We start from the raw sequence: 17,860 nt of genomic DNA on the forward strand, positions 1-17,860 counted from the left end.
ATGTACGACGGATTTTATAATCTCACCCAAAAGCCTTTTCAACTAAGCGCGGATCCGGATTTCTTTTTTCAGAGTTCAGTGCATAAACGTGCTCTAGCTTATATGCATTACGGCTTGACGCAAGGTGAGGGCTTTGTTCTGGTCATCGGCTCGCCTGGTACGGGTAAAACTATGCTGGTAAAGAGTTTGATAAAAAATTTGAATAAAGAGAAATTGTTAATCGGTGTGATGATGACTTCTCAAGTTGGTCCCGAAGACACTTTGCGGATGGCTGCATCGACATTTGGTTTTTCATTTTCTCTGACCGATAAGGCCAGTTTATTATCGGGGTTCGAAAAGTTTATCGCTGAAAAAGCCAGAGAAGGTAGGCGATTACTGTTAATCGTCGATGAAGCGCAGAATTTGCCAAAACAATCCTTAGAAGAATTGCGTATGCTTACCAATTTGGATGTTAATGGTAATCCTGTTTTTCAGGTGTTTTTGATTGGGCAACCCGAATTGAAACGCACCATTTACTCTGCGGATATGGAGCAGCTAAAGCAACGCATTGTATCTACATTTCAGCTTGATCCGTTGGATTTGGAAGAGACCAAAGAATATATACTTTTTAGGTTGCAAACTGCGGGTTGGTCTGGGACTCCTGAGTTTACGCCAAGTGTGTTTGAGGCTATTCACGAGTTTAGTGGAGGTATTCCTAGACGCATTAATTCCTTGTGCGATCGTCTACTATTGTTCGGTTATTTGGAAGAGTTGAAGCTGTTGGACGAACAGGCAGTGACTAAAGTTATCGTCGAGGTTAAGGAAGAAATGTTGCTCGAGGTTGCTGACGAGGAGTATGAGAGTTCCATGCCGCCGTTACATCGTTTCAGTGGTGCTGATTCAGAATCTCTCGAACATAGGATTGCCAGACTCGAAGATGTTGTCACCAATCTTCGAAACAGTCTGAATAAAGAAAAAGCTCTGCTTAGAAAAGCTATTCTGCTGCAATTGGATATGGATGCCGTTTACAGCGAAACAACCTCCCTGGATTAACAAAAATGTCCCCTAAAGTCTTGGTTTGCGTGGTTGGCGCGCGACCTAATTTCATGAAAATGGCGCCAATTATCAGGCAGTTACAAGCTGTTCGGCATTTGATAACGCCTTATCTGGTGCATACCGGTCAGCATTACGACCAAGCTATGAAAGATACTTTTTTCCAACAGCTCGGTATTCCGGAGCCGGACAAGGATTTGGGTGTCGGATCGGGCAGTCATGCAGTGCAGACTGCAAATGTCATGTTGCGCTTTGAGCCGGTTTTGGATGAGGTTAAACCTTTTGCCGTGTTGGTAGTGGGGGATGTCAATTCAACAATCGCCTGCGGGTTGGTCGCAGTGAAAAAAAATATTCCATTGATCCATGTTGAAGCCGGTTTGAGAAGTTATGATCGGCAAATGCCTGAAGAGATTAACCGGATTTTGACTGACCAAATCTCAGACCTGTTATTCACCACGGAGCGTGCGGCGGCGGACAATTTGATTAAGGAAGGTATTTCCGAACAGCGGATATGCTTTACCGGGAATGTGATGATCGACACGCTTCTGGCTAACTGCCAACAAGCCTCTTCTTTGGCGGAAACATTGCAGCGATACGGTTCCAAACAGCTTGTTTCGGAAAAAGCTTATGCCTTGTTAACACTGCACAGACCTTCCAATGTTGACGAACCCGAAACACTAGCGCGCTTGATTCGGGTGGTGGGGGATATCAGCGAAAAACTCCCTGTGATATTTCCGGTTCACCCTCGCACACAGCAAAAAATTGCAGAGGCGGGATTACTGAGCATGTTGCCGGAGAAAAGGGTGATTATGTTACCGCCGGTGGCATATTTGGAAATGCTCGGTTTGATGCAGGCCGCGCAATTGGTTTTGACTGATTCCGGTGGCTTACAGGAAGAGACGACTGCATTGGGCGTACCTTGCGTGACCTTGCGGGAAAATACCGAAAGGCCTATCACGATCACCGAGGGTACCAATTCCATTGTGGGAACCGATCCCGCTAAAATTATGCAATGTGTAGATGATGTGTTGAGCACGGGCGGTAAGAGTGGGCTGGTTCCAGAGTATTGGGATGGTAACGCCGCTGGCCGTATCGTCGATGAAATTGTGCGTCGTTATCAGTTGGCGGGTTGAGGCTGTATGAATGCCCCTGTATGCATTAATGCTATGACAGTTGATGTCGAGGATTATTTTCAGGTCTCTGCGTTTGAGGCAAATATCCAGCGTAGTCAGTGGGATGGTTTGCCGCACCGGGTAGAACAGAATACCCAGAGGATTTTGGACTTATTTGCGCAACATCAGGTAAAAGCCACTTTTTTTACCTTGGGCTGGGTAGCCGAGCGTTATCCGCAGCTGGTACGGCGAATTGTCGATGAAGGGCACGAACTCGCTTCGCACGGTTATCAACACACCCGTGTAACGGAACAAACACCGGAGCAGTTCCGGGAAGATCTTAGAATTAGCCGGCAGATTCTTGAAGATATCGGCGGTCAGCCAATTGTGGGTTATCGCGCCGCTAGCTATTCGATAGGTGCGAAGAATCTCTGGGCGCTTGAGGTATTGGAGGACGAGGGCTTTCAGTACAGTTCCAGTATATATCCTGTAAAACACGATTTATATGGCATGCCGGAAGCGCCCCGCTTCGCTTATAGGCCGGATAACGCGCCTAAACTGTTGGAAATACCGATTACTACGTTGAAAATACTGGATCGTAATATCCCCTGCGGTGGCGGCGGGTTTTTTCGATTGTATCCGTATCAGTTCTCGAAGTGGGCTTACCGCCATCTCAATAAACACGAAAATCAGTCTGGAATTTTTTATTTTCACCCTTGGGAAATAGATCCCGAACAGCCGCGGCAGCATGATTTGTCGTTTAAAACCCGTTTCAGACATTATTTGAATCTGGATAGAATGCACAGTCGCCTTAACAGCTTACTGACCGATTTTGCTTGGGATACCATGCAGAGCGTGTTTCTAATCAAGCAAACAGACAAATCATCATAGTTAGTCATGATCAAATTACTTGAGCCAGCCCAAAGAGAGCGTTGGGATCACTATGTCATGGCTGCGGCCGATGGCAGCTTTTTTCATTTATCAGCTTGGCAGCAGGTAATTAAACAAGCTTTCGGCCACAATACTTACTATTTTTACTCTGAACAAGATGGTGAAATCACCGGTGTTTTGCCCTTGACCCATGTAAATAGCTTGTTATTTGGCAATTCTTTGGTTTCAAACGCGTTTTGTGTTTACGGCGGAATTGTCGCCAGCAATGATGAAGCTTTTGCAGCGTTACAAACCCAAGCGCAACAACTGGCCAGAGAATTAGGCGTAGATAGTTTGGAGATGCGGAATCGGCAACAGCGTCATCCCGATTGGCCACACAAAGAACTCTACGTCACGTTTAGAAAAGAACTCGATCCAGACGTCGAAAAAAATCTAAATGCGATTCCGCGCAAGCAGCGGGCAATGGTGCGGGCTGGCATCAAAGCCGGTCTTACCAGTGTCATCGACGATAATGTAGAACGTTTATATCGCGCCTATTCTGAAAGTGTCAGGAACTTAGGCACCCCGGTATTTCCGAAAAAATATTTTCAACTTTTGCAGGATGTGTTCGGCGAGAAGTGCGAGGTGCTAACGATAGAGCATGAGGGCCAATTAGTAGCGAGTGTGATGAGTTTTTATTTCAAGGATGAAGTTTTACCCTATTACGGCGGCGGCACAGACGCGGCCCGTGATTTGAAAGGCAACGATTTCATGTATTGGGAAGTGATGCGGCGTGCGGTGGAAAAGGGATGCCGGGTTTTCGATTACGGTCGCAGTAAAATTGGCACAGGCTCGTATCGCTTTAAAAAGCACTGGGGTTTCGAACCGGAGCCGCTTTATTACGAGGTCGATCTGGTCAAAGCCAAACAAATACCCGAAATCAATCCACTCAATCCTAAATACCGTTTGTTTATTGAAGCTTGGAAGCGATTACCTCTGCCAGTCAGCCAGTTGGTCGGCCCTTGGCTTGCCAAGGATTTGGGTTGATGGCAAAGCCTAAATTACTTTACTTAGTCCATCGGATACCTTATCCGCCGAATAAAGGCGACAAGATTCGTTCCTTTCATTTTTTGCAGGCTTTAGCTGCTGAATACCAGATATTTCTCGGTACCTTTATTGATGACCCGGATGATAAGCAGCATATCGATGTCTTAAAGTCTTTCTGTGCAGATACTTGCTGTATCGAATTAAATCCCAAGAACGGTAAAATTAAAAGCTTGACAGGCTTTCTGAGCGGAGAAGCCTTGAGTTTGCCGTATTACCGTAACCGCAAATTGCAGGAATGGGTGGATAAAACGATCAGCGAACAGGGTATTGAGAGGGTGATGATCTTTTCATCGCCGATGGCACAATATGTTGATAAATATACCAACTTGCATTGCGTGGCCGATTTTGTAGATGTCGATTCCGACAAGTGGCGGCAATATGCGCAAAGTAAAGACTGGCCCGCCACTTGGATTTACCAGCGTGAAGCGGAAAAACTGCTGGCCTATGAGCAATGTATCGCTGCGCGGGCCGATGCCACAATATTTGTATCCGAACAAGAAGCAGGCTTGTTCAAAACTTTGGCACCGGAATCCGCAGTCAAGATTAGTTTTGTGAACAACGGAGTGGATACGGACTGGTTCGATCCAGACTTGTCGTATGAGACGCCATTCCCGGCCAAGCAGAGGACTGTTGTCTTCACTGGCGCGATGGATTATTGGGCAAATGTCGATGCAGTCACGTGGTTTGCTGAGCAGGTATTTCCTGTTATCAAAAGCCGATTGCCGGGCGTACATTTTTATATAGTAGGTTCCAAACCCGCCAAAGAGGTGTTGCAATTGGCGGAAAACGAGCCTGCCGTAATTGTGACGGGGCGAGTTGACGATGTCAGGCCCTATGTTGCTCACGCGGACGTTGTCGTTGCGCCCTTACGGATTGCTAGGGGCATTCAAAACAAAGTGTTGGAAGGCATGGCAATGGCCAAGCCGATAGTAGCCACCTCGGCGGCTATGGAGGGCATACCGGGAGGAACTGATTTGCAGGTGGCGATAGCCGACGCTCCGGAAGACTTTGCCAGCCAAGTTATACGGTTTTTGGAGCAGCCGGTTGAGTCGGCTAACGTCAATCGCCGCTATGTAGAAAGCGATTTCAGTTGGGAGCGAAACGGCCAACGCTTGTGCCGATTGTTGGCGGGCGAGACTGCATAAATGTCCAGACCGTTGCCACCCTTAATCGTGCACATCATTTATAGGCTGGGTATTGGCGGACTGGAGAACGGCCTGGTCAATATCATTAATAAATTACCGGAAGACAGTTACCGGCACGCCATTATCTGTTTGGCGAATAGCACCGAATTCAGCCAACGTATTAAGCGGCAAGATGTGATTGTCCATCAGTTGCATAAGCGGCCAGGGCAGGATTGGGCGTCGTTTTATACAGTCTATCGCTTGTTGAAACAATGGCAGCCCGCTATTGTGCATACCCGTAATTTGGCGGCTATCGAATATCAGGTTTGCGCATTGTTAGCCGGCGTGCCTTATCGGGTGCATGGCGAACATGGTTGGGATGTTTTCGATCCTGACGGCAGCAATGTCAAGTATCAATGGCTGCGACGGATTTTGGGTTCAATCATTCATCGCTTCATTCCGCTATCGCAGCATTTACAGGATTATTTGCTGAATCGAGTTGGCATTCGTGCCGCGAAAATCACGCGCATCTGTAACGGTGTCGATACCAAAACGTTTTATCCTCGTTCCGGAATTAGACAAATACCGGACGATTGCTCGCTGAATTTGGATCAAAACTTGGTGATCGGCACGGTTGGACGCATGCACGGCGTGAAAGATCAGTTGACGCTGGTTAGGGCTTTTATCGATGCCTGTCAAAAATCGCCGGAATTCGCCCAAGTTGCCCGTATGTTTTTGATTGGCGATGGGCCTTTGCGGGTCGAAGCGATTGACTTGTTGAATGCCGCCAGCTTGATCGATAAAGCCTGGTTGCCGGGTGAGCGTGATGACATCCCCGAAATTTTGCGTAGCCTCGATATTTTCGTACTGCCTTCAAAGGCGGAGGGAATTTCCAATACTATATTGGAGGCGATGGCTAGCGGTCTGCCCATTATAGCTACGCGTGTCGGCGGAAATCCTGAGTTGGTACTGGACGGTACGACCGGATGTCTGGTAGAAAAAGAGGATGTACAGGGCTTGTCATTCGAGATGCGTGAGTTGGTGCTGGATGACGACAAGCGGCGGCAATTAGGCGAAGCCTCGCTTCAGCGGATTCAGGCGGAATTTTCAATCGATAGCATGGTGGATCGCTATCGGCAAGTTTATGACAAGCAGTAAATGATTCAGAGAGAACTCATATGTGCGGCATAGTCGGTATTATCGATATTACAGGTGCTAGTGAAATAGACCGCAACTTGTTGTCGCGGATGAACGAATCCCAGTTTCACCGCGGGCCTGACGAAGGCGGGTTACATACCGAACCCGGTTTGGGCTTTGGGCACAGGCGACTGTCTATTATCGACTTGTCCAGCGGTCAACAACCGATGCATAGTCAGGATGGCAATGTGGTGTTGACCTACAATGGCGAGGTCTATAATTTTCCGGAATTGCGTGAAGAGCTGGAGACATTGGGCTATAGCTTCAGGACGCATTGCGATACAGAAGTGATTCTTTATGCTTGGCAAGCTTGGGGCGAATCTTGTGTGGAACGCTTGCGCGGCATGTTTGCGTTTGCGATTTGGGATAGACCGCGGCAGACCTTATTTTTGGCCAGAGATCGTCTTGGTGTAAAGCCGCTGTTTTATGCTGAGTTAAGCAACGGCCAATTCATTTTCGGCTCTGAACTAAAAGCCTTAAAGCAGCACCCTTTACTGCCTAAAAATGTTGACCCCACTGCGATAGAAGATTATTTCGGCTTTGGATATGTTCCCGATCCTAAGACAATATATAAAGGTGTTTATAAGCTTGAGCCCGGATATTCGCTAACGATTAAACGCGGGCAGAATGGTTTTCGACCTAAACAATATTGGGATGTTAAATTTCAGCCAGCTTCCGCGGGCAACGTAGCCGAAGCCGGCGAAGAGTTAATTGAGCGCTTGCGCGAGGCTGTGAAAATTCGAATGGTCGCCGATGTGCCGTTGGGGGCCTTTCTGTCTGGCGGTGTGGACTCCAGCGGTGTAGTAGCATTGATGGCGGGACTATCCAAAGATCCGGTTAATACGTGTTCGATTTCCTTCGGCGATCCTAAATTCAACGAAGCGCAATTTGCCTCTCAGGTTGCTGAACGTTACCACACCGCACACCGCGTCGAACAAGTCGATCCTGACGACTTTAGCCTGATTGATCAATTGTCCGGTTTGTATGACGAGCCATATGCGGACAGTTCTGCGTTACCGACTTACCGGGTTTGCGAATTGGCCAAGAAGCAGGTAACCGTGGTGTTATCTGGCGATGGCGGTGATGAGAATCTGGCTGGTTACCGGCGCTATCGCTGGCATACCTATGAAGAGCGGATGAGGGCTTTATTGCCTGATGCGTTGCGGATGCCGTTGTTTTCGACCTTAGGTAGGGTATATCCGAAGTTGGATTGGGCGCCCAAGGTACTGAGGGCGAAAACGACGCTGGAGTCTATAGGCCGTGATTCGATGGCGGGTTATTTTCACAGTGTATCGGTGCTTTCCAACGGTATGCGCAGCAAGTTATTTAGCGATAGTTTAAAAAGTGAGTTACAGGGCTATCAGGCTATTGAAGTATTCCGTCGGTATAGTCAGCAAGCCCCGGATAATCCATTATCGATGGTGCAATATCTGGATTTAAAAACTTATTTAGCGGGCGACATTCTGACTAAAGTCGATCGGGCCAGCATGGCCCATGCCTTGGAAGTGCGGGTGCCATTATTGGATCATAAGTTAGTGGAATGGATGGCAACCTTGCCGCCCGATTTGAAATTACACGGACGCGAAGGCAAATATTTGTTTAAGAAAGCGTTGGAGCCTTATCTGCCCAATGATATTCTTTACCGGCCCAAAATGGGGTTTGCAGTGCCATTGAGCAGTTGGTTTAGAGGGCCGCTAAAGCAGCGTGTGCAGCAGGCCTTGCTGGGAGAAACCCTGAAAAGTACCGGTTGGTTTGATGAGGCTTATTTGCATCATTTGGTTACTCAACATCAGTCCGGTCTGCGCGATTACAGCGCGTCGATTTGGTCGCTATTGATGTTTGAAGCGTTTCTTCGAAATAACTCTAAATGATCGCCTTTGAGACTCTGAATCTGTACGTGTGTGCAATAGACATATACAAAGCATTTTGCTAGAGTGCGAACCAATTCAAAGTTTAATTGCGAGGTTTCAGATGAATAGAATAGAAGAACAAAAAGGCACTAGGGGAGAAACTCAGCATGTTGGCGCCCCACTCGATAAATCCAGGAGGACTTTCGCGAAAACTGGCGTGATTGCTCCGGTTTTAATGACTCTAACCAGTAAGACGGCTTTAGGTAGTGTTTATCAGTGTACGATATCCGGTGTACAGTCTGGCAATGTTTCAAATCACTCAGAGGATATGTCGGTTTGTAAGACGGGAAAGTCCCCCACTGATTGGTTAGCCAATGTAGACACTACTACCGCCCCCAATTATGTCCAGTGGATTGCTGCGGGTGTATGTCCAGTTAGGGTGGAAAAAAAAACCAGCGGAACGCTTTATTATAAAAAAGGTGCTTCGGGTTCTTGTATAACGGCCTCAACAACCACTGCTACTGCAATGTGCAATGCCATTCTAGGTGTTAGTACTTTTACAGGAGGGTCTGGAAGCAACGGTCAATGTGCGGGCGGTAGCTATATTTACAAAAATGCATCCACTTTCGCGTCGATATTTGATCCCACCAACTTAGCGGATACTTCTACTTTTTGGGATGCCCTGTCTGGAAGTGGGCTCAAACGGGACGCATGTGTAGCTTATCTAAATGCTAGTGCGGGGTTTATTCAGGATGTAAGTCCTGCGGAAGTTGTAAAACTTTATCGGTTATGTGCGTTTCATGAAGCTTTCTATGACGGAAGCATAGCTGTGACCAATGAGGCTGGTGCGGCTGAGTTATTGGCCAATCTTCATCAATAATTTTAATGATGTGAAATGGAATATTTGTCAACACTTCCGTGTTCAGCTTTTGGTTTTTGATGACCAAGTTGTTCTTTTTCATCATGGAAGTGGAGAAACCCATCTTTTAGATAGGAAGGCCAGTTTTATTCTATCTATAATTTTGGACTCCAAAGCCCCAATCACTGAGTCGGTGTTGCGCATTAGGGCTATTGATGAAGGTGTAGAAAATTTTGATCAGCAATCGCTAACGGGTATATTAGATGCGTTGCAGAATCTGCAGATTATTAAAAAAATATAGAGACTTTGAACGGACCTTTTCCCATATCAGACCTAATAGCGTCTGGGCAACTTGTTATCAGGATTGGCCCTTTTTCAATTAGAATTCACTCCACTATACCGTTAGTTCAGCGGGGTATCCTTGAGCTTTACTCGGCCTATTCGATATTACCGCCCGATACTTTTTGCGACTTCTATGTCCGCTTGATTCAGCCATCGGGCGTAAGACGTTTCTTTCGAAAACAGGTGCTGTTTGCCTTTGATCAATTTATGCCTTTCAAGCCTTTGCCTTACGCACAGGCGTTCCCATTTTTTGAATGGGGTTTGAACTGGTGCATATCCGGTTATTCTCACCGGTTTCTGATTGTTCACGCCGCCGTGGTCGAAAAATACGGCAAAGCCTTGATTCTACCTGGTGCGCCGGGCTCCGGTAAAAGTACCTTGTGCGCAGCTTTAATCAACAACGGTTGGCGCTTATTATCTGACGAGTTAACACTGGTGGACCGCGCAACCGGGCATGTCGTTCCGGTCCCGCGTCCTGTTAGTTTGAAAAACGAATCGATATCGGTGATAGCTGATACATTTCCAACATGCCAATTCAGTCCTATCGTTCATGACACTTTGAAAGGGTCGGTTTGCTTGATGAAGCCTCCAGCCGATTCTGTAGAAAAAGCTGGCCAAACCGCAATACCCTGCTTGGTTGTGTTTCCGAAATATCAGGCAGAATCATCCTTGAGTTTAACTGCTGTGCCTAGGGCCGAGGCGTTTATGCGGCTGGCGGATCTTTCTTTTAATTACAGTGTACTAGGCGCTCAGGGCTTTGAAACCATGACGGGTCTGGTAAAAAGCTGTGAGGCCTATGATTTTATTTACGATGGTGATTTTAACCAAGCATCTGATTTATTTGTGCAATTATTGGATGATGTACAGCAGCGAGTCGCATGATGTCTGACTTGATAAGTGAATACTTGATGATAAAAGTCAAGGATGATATTCACACAGCTCCTGATTGGGAACTGCTGCTAAGACAAGCAAGAAGTGTTGGTGTATTGTCCAGGCTGACATTCTTTTGGAAAGAATACCGATTATTCAATCCGCCACAGCATTTCGCATATCATCTCGATTCAGCCGAGACCTATTGGTTGTCTCAAAAACGTATTGTCAATTGGGAGCTATATAACCTGTCTCAGGTTTTCAAGCTTTTGAATATTCGGTTAATTTTGCTGAAAGGCACTGCTTATTCGGCATCAGGATTGAACGCCGGATTGGGACGGGTATTCAGCGATATTGATATACTGGTACCGAAGCACCAGTTGAAAGAAGTCAAAGATGCGTTGAAATGGCATGGATGGTTTCCTGAGCCCATGGATGATTACGATCAACGGTATTACGAGCGTTGGATGCATGAATTGCCGCCACTAAGGCATATTAAGCGTGGCACTTCGCTGGATATTCATCACAATATACTTCCGCAAACCTGCATTTTATACCCTGATGCCGACTTACTGCTAAAAGCCGCTGTTAATGTGGCCGATACTGATTTTTGGGTGTTGTCGCCTGAAGATATGGTGCTGCACAGTGCTAGTCATTTGTTTTTGGGGGGGGAATTCGAAAATGGTTTGCGCGATTTGAGCGATATCGATTTACTGCTGAGAGAGTTTAGTGGCAAGGATCTGAGTTTTTGGCAAAATCTGCATTACCGGGCAGAAATGTTAGGATTGGGTAAGCCCTTGTTTTACTCGCTGCGCTACGCCAATAAGATACTGGGAACGCCGGTTCCTGATAGTGCCATTCAGGCTTCTTCCATCTTTGCGGGATGCGGTAAAAACAGAGTTATGGACTATCTTTTCTTGCAAGCTCTAAAACCATACCATTCTAGCTGCACAAATACGTTGACCGGCTTTGCCAGATGGTTGCTGTTTCTTCGTTCGCATTGGTTAAAAATGCCCTTGCATATATTAGTGCCGCATTTAGCTAGAAAGGCTTGGTTGCGGTTGGCTGACAATACTAAAAAAACATAAATCATCGCAATCATGTCTAACCCGACAGGTTGCCAATAGGAACATTCCTTAACCCGTTGTCGACATGAAGATATTACACATATTGGATCACTCCATTCCTTTGCACAGCGGATACACCTTCCGTACCCGTGCCATTCTTGAACAACAACGCAAACTGGGCTGGGAGACGTTTCACGTTACATCGGCTAAACATCAAGTCGCGGAGGCTCCCATCGAAACCATTGATGGGCTGACCTTTTTTCGATCTGTCATTCCGGAAGGTTTTGCAGCAAATTTACCTGTTTTAAATCAGTGGGCCATCGTGCAGTCTTTGGCGGAACGGTTGGATGAAATCATTCCACAGATCAAACCGGACATTCTGCACGCCCATTCTCCGGCGTTAAATGGGTTTGCGGCATTAAAAATGGCTAAAAAATATGGGTTACCCTTGGTTTACGAATGCCGGGCATTTTGGGAGGATGCGGCCGTCGATCACGGTACCACTCAGGAAGGCAGTTTACGTTACCGATTGACCAAGGCTTTGGAAACTCACGTGTTTAAACATGCTGATGCCGTCACAACTATTTGCGAAGGTCTGCGCCGAGATATTATCGGGCGCGGAGTCGCGGCGGAAAAAATTACGGTGATTCCCAATGCTGTCGATATCGATAAGTTTACCTATGGCGAGACCGCAGAGCCTGGTTTGCAAGTAGAGCTAGGTTTGAGTAGCAAAATCGTGCTCGGCTTTATCGGGTCTTTTTATGCGTACGAGGGTTTATTGCTATTGTTGGATGCGTTGCCGGCGATTATCGAACACCAGCCAAATGTCCGCTTGTTGTTAGTGGGCGGTGGGCCGCAACAGCAGCAAATCTTGCAGAAAATTGAGGCGCTGGGCTTGCTGGATTGGGTCATTCTTCCCGGACGCGTCGCTCACGATCAAGTGCAGCGCTATTACAATCTAGTCGATATCTTTGTTTATCCGCGATTGGCGATGCGTTTAACCGATTTGGTGACCCCTTTGAAACCGCTGGAAGCCATGGCTCAAGGCCGATTGTTGGTCGCGTCGGATGTCGGCGGGCATCACGAATTGATTCGCGACCGGGAAACCGGCTATCTGTTCAAGGCCGGAGATAAAACGGCATTGGCGCAAACGGTGTTGGCTGCGCTCAATCAGCACGATCAGTGGGAGCAAGTTCGGCAAGCCGGCAGGCGCTATGTCGAAGAAGAACGTAATTGGCGGCGAAGCGTTAGTCATTATCAAGCTGTTTACGGCCGGATAATGGCGGGTAAAGATGGCAGATAACTCGCCGAGACTGATTGTATTCAGTTCTTTGTATCCTAGTCGGGTCAGGCCAAACGCCGGCGTTTTTATTCGCGAGCGCATGTCAAAAGTGGCGCGTAATTGCTCTTTGGTGGTTATTTCCCCGGTTCCCTGGTTTCCATTGCAAAGCCTGATTCAATGGTTTAATCCGAATTACCGGCCGCAACCGGATAAATACGAAGATCAAGACGGTATTTCGGTCTATTTTCCGCGCTTTTTATCAATACCTGGGTTGGGGCGATCTTGGGATGGCTTTTTTATGGCACTGTGTAGCGCGGCAATTTGCTATAAATTAAAAAAGCACTTTGCATTTAATCTGATTGATGCACATTTCGCTTATCCGGACGGTTATGCCGCAACTTTGCTTGGCAAATTCTTTAAGGTGCCGGTCACCATCACATTGCGCGGTACGGAAGTGCCGTTGTCTAAAATTCCCAGCCGCCGTCAACGATTGTTGAAAGCCCTTAATGATGCCGCCCAAGTATTTTCGGTATCGGATTCATTAAAGCGGCATGTAGTGAGTTTGGGTGCCGACACGGCGAAAATTCGGGTGGTGGGCAACGGTATCGATACCGCAAAATTTTTTCCTGTCGATAAGAAACAGGCGCGGCAACATTGGCAAATTCCCGAAGACATGCAGGTCTTGATTTCGGTCGGCGGATTGGTTGATAGAAAAGGCTTTCATCGGGTAATCGAGATTTTGCCGGGATTAATCGAAAAATATCCGCGATTGCTATACTTAGTCATCGGCGGCGCTAGTCCGGAAGGCAATATTCGTAGTCGCCTGGAGCAGCTGGTTGAAACGCTTAATCTCAGTGAGCATGTGCGTTTTCTAGGGGCGATGCCTGCCGAACAATTACATGGTCCGCTATCGGCGGCCGACCTATTCGTACTAGCGACCGCCAACGAAGGTTGGGCTAACGTGTTTCTGGAGGCCATGGCTTGCGGTTTGCCAGTGATTAGCACCGACGTCGGCGGCAATCGCGAGGTGGTTGCCGATGGAACATTGGGTACTATCGTGCCGTTTGGGGATGCTAACGCATTGTTGCTAGCGCTTGATAATGCTCTGCAACGGCGGTGGGACCAGCAAGCTATTGTAAATTATGCGGCTGATAACTCTTGGGATAAGCGGGTGGATATTTTGTTGGCGGAATTTAAAAAACTGGTGGAGTCATGAGCTTTTATACGTCTTTTTGTTCAACGGTGATCTTTCCGCTTCACGAGGCGTTAAAAAAGCACACTACCGTCGAGGTTAGGCGCGGCATGGAGCACAGTCAATGGCTAAAACCCGACGAAATCAGACAATTGCAAGTGCAAAATTTACGCGCGTTTCTAAAAGATGTGCAGGTTCATGTCCCTTACTACAGGCGGCTGTTTGCGGAGTTGAGGTTTGATTCGGAAAGCATCGATAGTGTGCAAAAATTAGCCAAGCTACCGTTGTTGAGTAAGCCGGAAATAAGGCAACATCTTGATGACATGAAAGCGGATGACGCCGAGAGGCTAGCGCGTTTCAACACAGGCGGTTCAAGCGGTGAACCACTGATTTTTTACATTGGTAGCCGCCGGGTTAGTCATGATGTCGCGGCAAAATGGCGAGCTACCCGTTGGTGGGGTGTCGATATAGGCGATCCGGAAGCAGTAATCTGGGGGTCTCCAATTGAACTGGGCGCGCAGGATAAAATTCGCTTGTTACGCGATAAGTTGTTGCGTACACACCTGATTCCGGCATTCGAAATGTCGTCGGAAAAGCTGGACGGCTTTATTCGGCAAATCCAGCAGATTCGCCCGAAAATGTTATTTGGTTATCCTTCCGCGTTGGCCCATATTGCCAGTCATGCCGAGAAAAAGGGCGTGGCATTGAATAATTTGGGGATTAAAGTCGCTTTCGTGACTTCGGAACGGCTTTATGATCACCAGCGGGCTAAAATAGAAAGCGTGTTTGCTTGTCCGGTTGCGAATGGCTATGGTGGGCGCGATGCGGGGTTTATAGCGCATCAGTGTCCCGAAGGTGGTATGCATATTACGGCTGAAGATATCATCGTCGAGATTGTCGACAAACAAGGCCAGCCTTTACCTAACGGAGAACTTGGCGAAATTGTAGTTACGCATATGGCGACCAGAGATTTTCCATTTATTCGGTATCGTACCGGCGACATGGGAATATTGTCTGATAAGGTCTGTGCTTGCGGTCGAGGATTACCATTGTTGGAGGAAATTCAAGGTCGGACCACCGATTTTGTAGTGGCTCAGGATGGAACGGTATTACATGGGTTGGCATTGATTTATGTGCTGCGCGATTTAGAAGGTGTTGATTCATTTAAAATCACCCAGGATAGTTTGGATAAAACGACCGTGCAAATTGTTAAAACGCTTAAATATCAAGCTGCTTACGAACAAAAAATCATCGATGAATTTAAAAAACGTTTGGGACAAGCAGTTACTATCAAGATCGAATACACTGATTACATTCCCAAGGAACGCTCAGGAAAGTTCCGTTATGTGATTAGTCACGTCAAGGCTTAATTACACTTACCACTATGACAAAATTTGCGGGATGGATGGGGAGCAGTCTCCAAAAGGATGAATCTATTGCCTTGCTGGGGAAAATGACGGCGGCAGATTCGACATTTAGTGTTCGGCATGGTCAGAACTACGCCTTTTCAACCACCGCGACCGGTATTGCGGACAGTAGTGGGGTGTTGTTGCTAACCCCTTCGCCAACCGGTCGCTCGCAGAGTTTGTTAGAAGCCTATTTAAGTCGCGGCGTCGATTTTTTAGTCGGTTTGCCGGAAGCTGACACCTTGCTCCTCATCGATACCGATCAGCAGCGGCTGATGTTGGCTACCGATCCGATCGGTCTTAGTAACATCTATTATGCAGAAATTGCCGGCGGCCTAATATTTGGCTCAAGTGCTGATTTTATGGTACGTCACCCTGAGGTCAGTAACGCTATTTCGCCGCAAGCGGTATTCGATTACATCTATCTCAATCATTGTCCCAGTCCCAGCACGATTTATCGGCAGATTAAAAAACTGGAAGGCGGGCAATGTCTGGTGTATCAAAATGGTCGAGTCAGCTTAAACCACTATTGGTTGCCGGTATTCCATGAGCAAGCCTGCGATTTACAACAAGCCGGTCGAGAATTGCAGCAGGCGTTGATCGATGCGGTAAGAAGTATGGCCGATAACGAGGACAATACCGGTGCGTTTCTGAGTGGTGGGCTGGATAGCTCCAGTGTTGCGGGTGCGTTAGCCAAGGTATTTCCAGGTAAGGCGAAAACCTTTTCGATGGGTTTTGATGCTGACGGCTATGATGAAATCGAGTATGCCAACATTGCAGTCCAGCGTTTCAACACGCGGCAACACCAGTATTACGTCACTCCCGAAGATACTGTTAATGCCGTGCCGGCAATAGCGGCTTATTATGATGAACCGTTTGGGAATGCGTCAGCTCTGGCCGCTTATTACTGTGCCAAGTTGGCGAAGGATCACGGTGTCAACCGTTTGCTTGCCGGTGATGGTGGTGACGAGATTTTTGCAGGTAACGAGCGTTACGCCAAGCAAATGTTATTCGAGAGTTATCAACGCCTGCCAAAATTTATCAGCGCAGGCCTCGAAGCGACATTAGATGCTTTGCCGGACGCAATAGCCAAACAGAAGTTGCCGTTTAAGGCGAAGCGCTATATCGAGCAAGCGAATGCAGCGATGCCTGACCGCTTGCAGGATTACAACTTTTTGCACCGGCATGCTGCGGCAGATATTTTTCAGGCTGATTTTTTAGCGGAAATTGATACGGACGCGCCCTTGCGTCAGTTTAGGGACGATTATTGGCGGCCGGAATCCGCTAGTACTTTGAACCGCATGTTGTATTTGGATTGGAAAAATACGCTGCACGATAACGACTTAGTGAAGGTCAACCGGATGTGCGAAATGGCAGGTGTTGAAGTTTGCTACCCCTTGTTGGATCGACGCATTCTCGACTTATCATGCCGGATTCCCTCGAATGACAAGTTGCGTGGACAGAAACTGCGCTGGTTTTACAAACAGGCCATGACGGATTTCCTCCCGGAACGGATTATCAATAAGCCCAAGCACGGCTTTGGCCTGCCTTTTGGTGTTTGGCTGAAGGATCATCAACCACTTAAGCAAATGGCTTATGGCGCAATAAATGATTTGAAGCGGCGTGAGTTTTTTAAATCGGACTTTTTGGATCACGCCATTGAGATGCATCAAAGCGTGCATGCCGCCTATTACGGTGATTTAGTATGGATGCTGATGATGCTTGAGTTTTGGTTTATTGGGAAGGGTTTGTAATAAACCGATTCGTATTGTTTAGTGATTTATCGGCAGTGACAAAAAACGTCAGTTATGAACAAAAACTACTTGCCTTATAGGGTTGTAGCTATAGGCTAGTTTCCCTGTTGCCATGGTTTTGATGGAAAGCCTTTTGGTCAAGGTATTGAAAATCATAGGAAAGATGCTCTATTTTGTCGTTTGATCTTGTTGTGTAAGTAATTGGCATACTAATTGTGTATAAGTTTAAGAGTTTCAAATCCAGTTCATCATAAAAAAGAAGGTAGTTATGAATAAGCAAATGCAAAAAGTACAACAAGGTTTTACCTTGATCGAGTTAATGATCGTGGTCGCCATCATTGGTATCCTGGCCGCCATTGCGATTCCGGCTTATCAAGATTATACGGTTAAATCCAAGGTGTCTGAAGGTCCTAGTTTGGCTTCGCCAGCGCTAACTGCTGGTGGCGTGGGTTGTAGTGAAGTAACACTGGGTGTGAGTACAACAGGCAACGGGACTTTCGGTTTGGCTCAGCCAACTTCAATCGTTGGTAAATATGTCACTTCTGTCCAGATTACATCAGCGGCTACAAATAGCGCAAGAGTAACAATTTTATATACTACTGGGGGAGCGTTGGGTTCAGATGTTACGGCATCTACCAACAAACTGGTTTATTCAGGTGTGTGTGCTATAGGTGTTGGTATGCAATGGACGGTCGATAGTACAAATAGTACCCTGCCTGCTAAGTATCGTCCGAAAAGTTAATAGTTAAGGTTGAAACAGAATGCAAAAGGGGCGAATAGCCCCTTTTGTTTAGTG

Annotated in this window: 16 protein-coding genes; all 16 read left to right on the forward strand. The window is 47.1% G+C overall.

Translation table 11 applies throughout. The features are described from left to right. The gene (locus NP589_RS09530; RefSeq protein ID WP_064010251.1) at window positions 1-1,032 is read left to right on the forward strand and encodes an XrtA/PEP-CTERM system-associated ATPase; all 1,032 of its coding nucleotides are present in this window, start codon (window positions 1-3) and stop codon (window positions 1,030-1,032) included. Between the two features lie 5 nt (window positions 1,033-1,037). Beyond that, window positions 1,038-2,165, forward strand: a complete 1,128-nt coding sequence (wecB, locus tag NP589_RS09535; RefSeq protein ID WP_256606771.1) for a non-hydrolyzing UDP-N-acetylglucosamine 2-epimerase — start codon at window positions 1,038-1,040, stop codon at window positions 2,163-2,165. A gap of 33 nt (window positions 2,166-2,198) precedes the next feature. Continuing rightward, on the forward strand, window positions 2,199-3,035 hold the full coding sequence (locus NP589_RS09540) for an XrtA system polysaccharide deacetylase (protein ID WP_256606772.1): 837 nt from the start codon (window positions 2,199-2,201) through the stop codon (window positions 3,033-3,035). Window positions 3,036-3,041: 6 nt separating this feature from the next. Continuing rightward, window positions 3,042-4,061 (forward strand): FemAB family XrtA/PEP-CTERM system-associated protein, encoded by a 1,020-nt coding sequence (locus NP589_RS09545; protein ID WP_256606773.1) that lies wholly within the window; start codon window positions 3,042-3,044, stop codon window positions 4,059-4,061. Further along, the gene (locus tag NP589_RS09550; protein WP_256606774.1) at window positions 4,061-5,266 is read left to right on the forward strand and encodes a TIGR03087 family PEP-CTERM/XrtA system glycosyltransferase; all 1,206 of its coding nucleotides are present in this window, start codon (window positions 4,061-4,063) and stop codon (window positions 5,264-5,266) included. Before NP589_RS09545 ends, NP589_RS09550 begins: the two co-directional genes overlap by 1 nt. After that, entirely contained in the window at window positions 5,267-6,403 is a 1,137-nt protein-coding gene (locus NP589_RS09555) for a TIGR03088 family PEP-CTERM/XrtA system glycosyltransferase (RefSeq protein WP_256606775.1), read from the forward strand. It begins immediately after the preceding gene. A 20-nt stretch (window positions 6,404-6,423) separates the two neighbouring features. Continuing rightward, a complete protein-coding gene (locus NP589_RS09560) occupies window positions 6,424-8,313 on the forward strand; it encodes an XrtA/PEP-CTERM system amidotransferase (RefSeq protein WP_256606776.1) in 1,890 nt (629 codons plus the stop codon). Window positions 8,314-8,413: 100 nt separating this feature from the next. Beyond that, on the forward strand, window positions 8,414-9,172 hold the full coding sequence (locus NP589_RS09565; RefSeq protein WP_064010244.1) for a hypothetical protein: 759 nt from the start codon (window positions 8,414-8,416) through the stop codon (window positions 9,170-9,172). A 10-nt stretch (window positions 9,173-9,182) separates the two neighbouring features. After that, on the forward strand, window positions 9,183-9,452 hold the full coding sequence (locus tag NP589_RS09570) for an HPr-rel-A system PqqD family peptide chaperone (RefSeq protein ID WP_256606777.1): 270 nt from the start codon (window positions 9,183-9,185) through the stop codon (window positions 9,450-9,452). A 5-nt stretch (window positions 9,453-9,457) separates the two neighbouring features. Beyond that, window positions 9,458-10,375 carry an HprK-related kinase A gene (locus NP589_RS09575; RefSeq protein WP_256606778.1) on the forward strand — a complete coding sequence of 306 codons (918 nt, stop codon included), beginning with the start codon at window positions 9,458-9,460 and terminating at the stop codon, window positions 10,373-10,375. After that, window positions 10,375-11,451, forward strand: a complete 1,077-nt coding sequence (locus tag NP589_RS09580) for a nucleotidyltransferase domain-containing protein (RefSeq protein ID WP_256606779.1) — start codon at window positions 10,375-10,377, stop codon at window positions 11,449-11,451. The genes NP589_RS09575 and NP589_RS09580 overlap by 1 nt, the downstream gene beginning before the upstream one ends. 64 nt (window positions 11,452-11,515) lie before the next feature. After that, entirely contained in the window at window positions 11,516-12,733 is a 1,218-nt protein-coding gene (locus NP589_RS09585) for a TIGR04063 family PEP-CTERM/XrtA system glycosyltransferase (RefSeq protein WP_256606780.1), read from the forward strand. Then, window positions 12,723-13,928 carry a glycosyltransferase gene (locus NP589_RS09590; protein WP_256606781.1) on the forward strand — a complete coding sequence of 402 codons (1,206 nt, stop codon included), beginning with the start codon at window positions 12,723-12,725 and terminating at the stop codon, window positions 13,926-13,928. The genes NP589_RS09585 and NP589_RS09590 overlap by 11 nt, the downstream gene beginning before the upstream one ends. 263 nt (window positions 13,929-14,191) lie before the next feature. Next, window positions 14,192-15,274, forward strand: coding sequence for a phenylacetate--CoA ligase family protein (locus NP589_RS09595; protein WP_256606782.1), 1,083 nt, complete (start codon window positions 14,192-14,194; stop codon window positions 15,272-15,274). A 14-nt stretch (window positions 15,275-15,288) separates the two neighbouring features. After that, window positions 15,289-17,064 (forward strand): asparagine synthetase B family protein, encoded by a 1,776-nt coding sequence (locus NP589_RS09600; protein WP_256606783.1) that lies wholly within the window; start codon window positions 15,289-15,291, stop codon window positions 17,062-17,064. 268 nt (window positions 17,065-17,332) lie between these two features. Further along, complete coding sequence (locus tag NP589_RS09610) at window positions 17,333-17,806, forward strand: pilin (RefSeq protein ID WP_305890975.1); 474 nt, start codon at window positions 17,333-17,335, stop codon at window positions 17,804-17,806. Window positions 17,807-17,860: the final 54 nt, after the last annotated feature.

It is taken from the genome of Methylomonas rosea, assembly GCF_024505055.1.
GTDB lineage: Bacteria > Pseudomonadota > Gammaproteobacteria > Methylococcales > Methylomonadaceae > Methylomonas > Methylomonas rosea.

Excerpts from the sequence above, each read along its gene's own strand:
- NP589_RS09530 (WP_064010251.1), top strand. The coding sequence starts at position 1 with ATGTACGACGGATTTTATAATCTCACCCAAAAGCCTTTTCAACTAAGC.
- wecB (WP_256606771.1), top strand. The coding sequence starts at position 1,038 with ATGTCCCCTAAAGTCTTGGTTTGCGTGGTTGGCGCGCGACCTAATTTC.
- NP589_RS09540 (WP_256606772.1), top strand. The coding sequence starts at position 2,199 with ATGACAGTTGATGTCGAGGATTATTTTCAGGTCTCTGCGTTTGAGGCA.
- NP589_RS09545 (WP_256606773.1), top strand. The coding sequence starts at position 3,042 with ATGATCAAATTACTTGAGCCAGCCCAAAGAGAGCGTTGGGATCACTAT.
- NP589_RS09550 (WP_256606774.1), top strand. The coding sequence starts at position 4,061 with ATGGCAAAGCCTAAATTACTTTACTTAGTCCATCGGATACCTTATCCG.
- NP589_RS09555 (WP_256606775.1), top strand. The coding sequence starts at position 5,267 with ATGTCCAGACCGTTGCCACCCTTAATCGTGCACATCATTTATAGGCTG.
- NP589_RS09560 (WP_256606776.1), top strand. The coding sequence starts at position 6,424 with ATGTGCGGCATAGTCGGTATTATCGATATTACAGGTGCTAGTGAAATA.
- NP589_RS09565 (WP_064010244.1), top strand. The coding sequence starts at position 8,414 with ATGAATAGAATAGAAGAACAAAAAGGCACTAGGGGAGAAACTCAGCAT.
- NP589_RS09580 (WP_256606779.1), top strand. The coding sequence starts at position 10,375 with ATGTCTGACTTGATAAGTGAATACTTGATGATAAAAGTCAAGGATGAT.
- NP589_RS09585 (WP_256606780.1), top strand. The coding sequence starts at position 11,516 with ATGAAGATATTACACATATTGGATCACTCCATTCCTTTGCACAGCGGA.
- NP589_RS09590 (WP_256606781.1), top strand. The coding sequence starts at position 12,723 with ATGGCAGATAACTCGCCGAGACTGATTGTATTCAGTTCTTTGTATCCT.
- NP589_RS09600 (WP_256606783.1), top strand. The coding sequence starts at position 15,289 with ATGACAAAATTTGCGGGATGGATGGGGAGCAGTCTCCAAAAGGATGAA.
- NP589_RS09610 (WP_305890975.1), top strand. The coding sequence starts at position 17,333 with ATGAATAAGCAAATGCAAAAAGTACAACAAGGTTTTACCTTGATCGAG.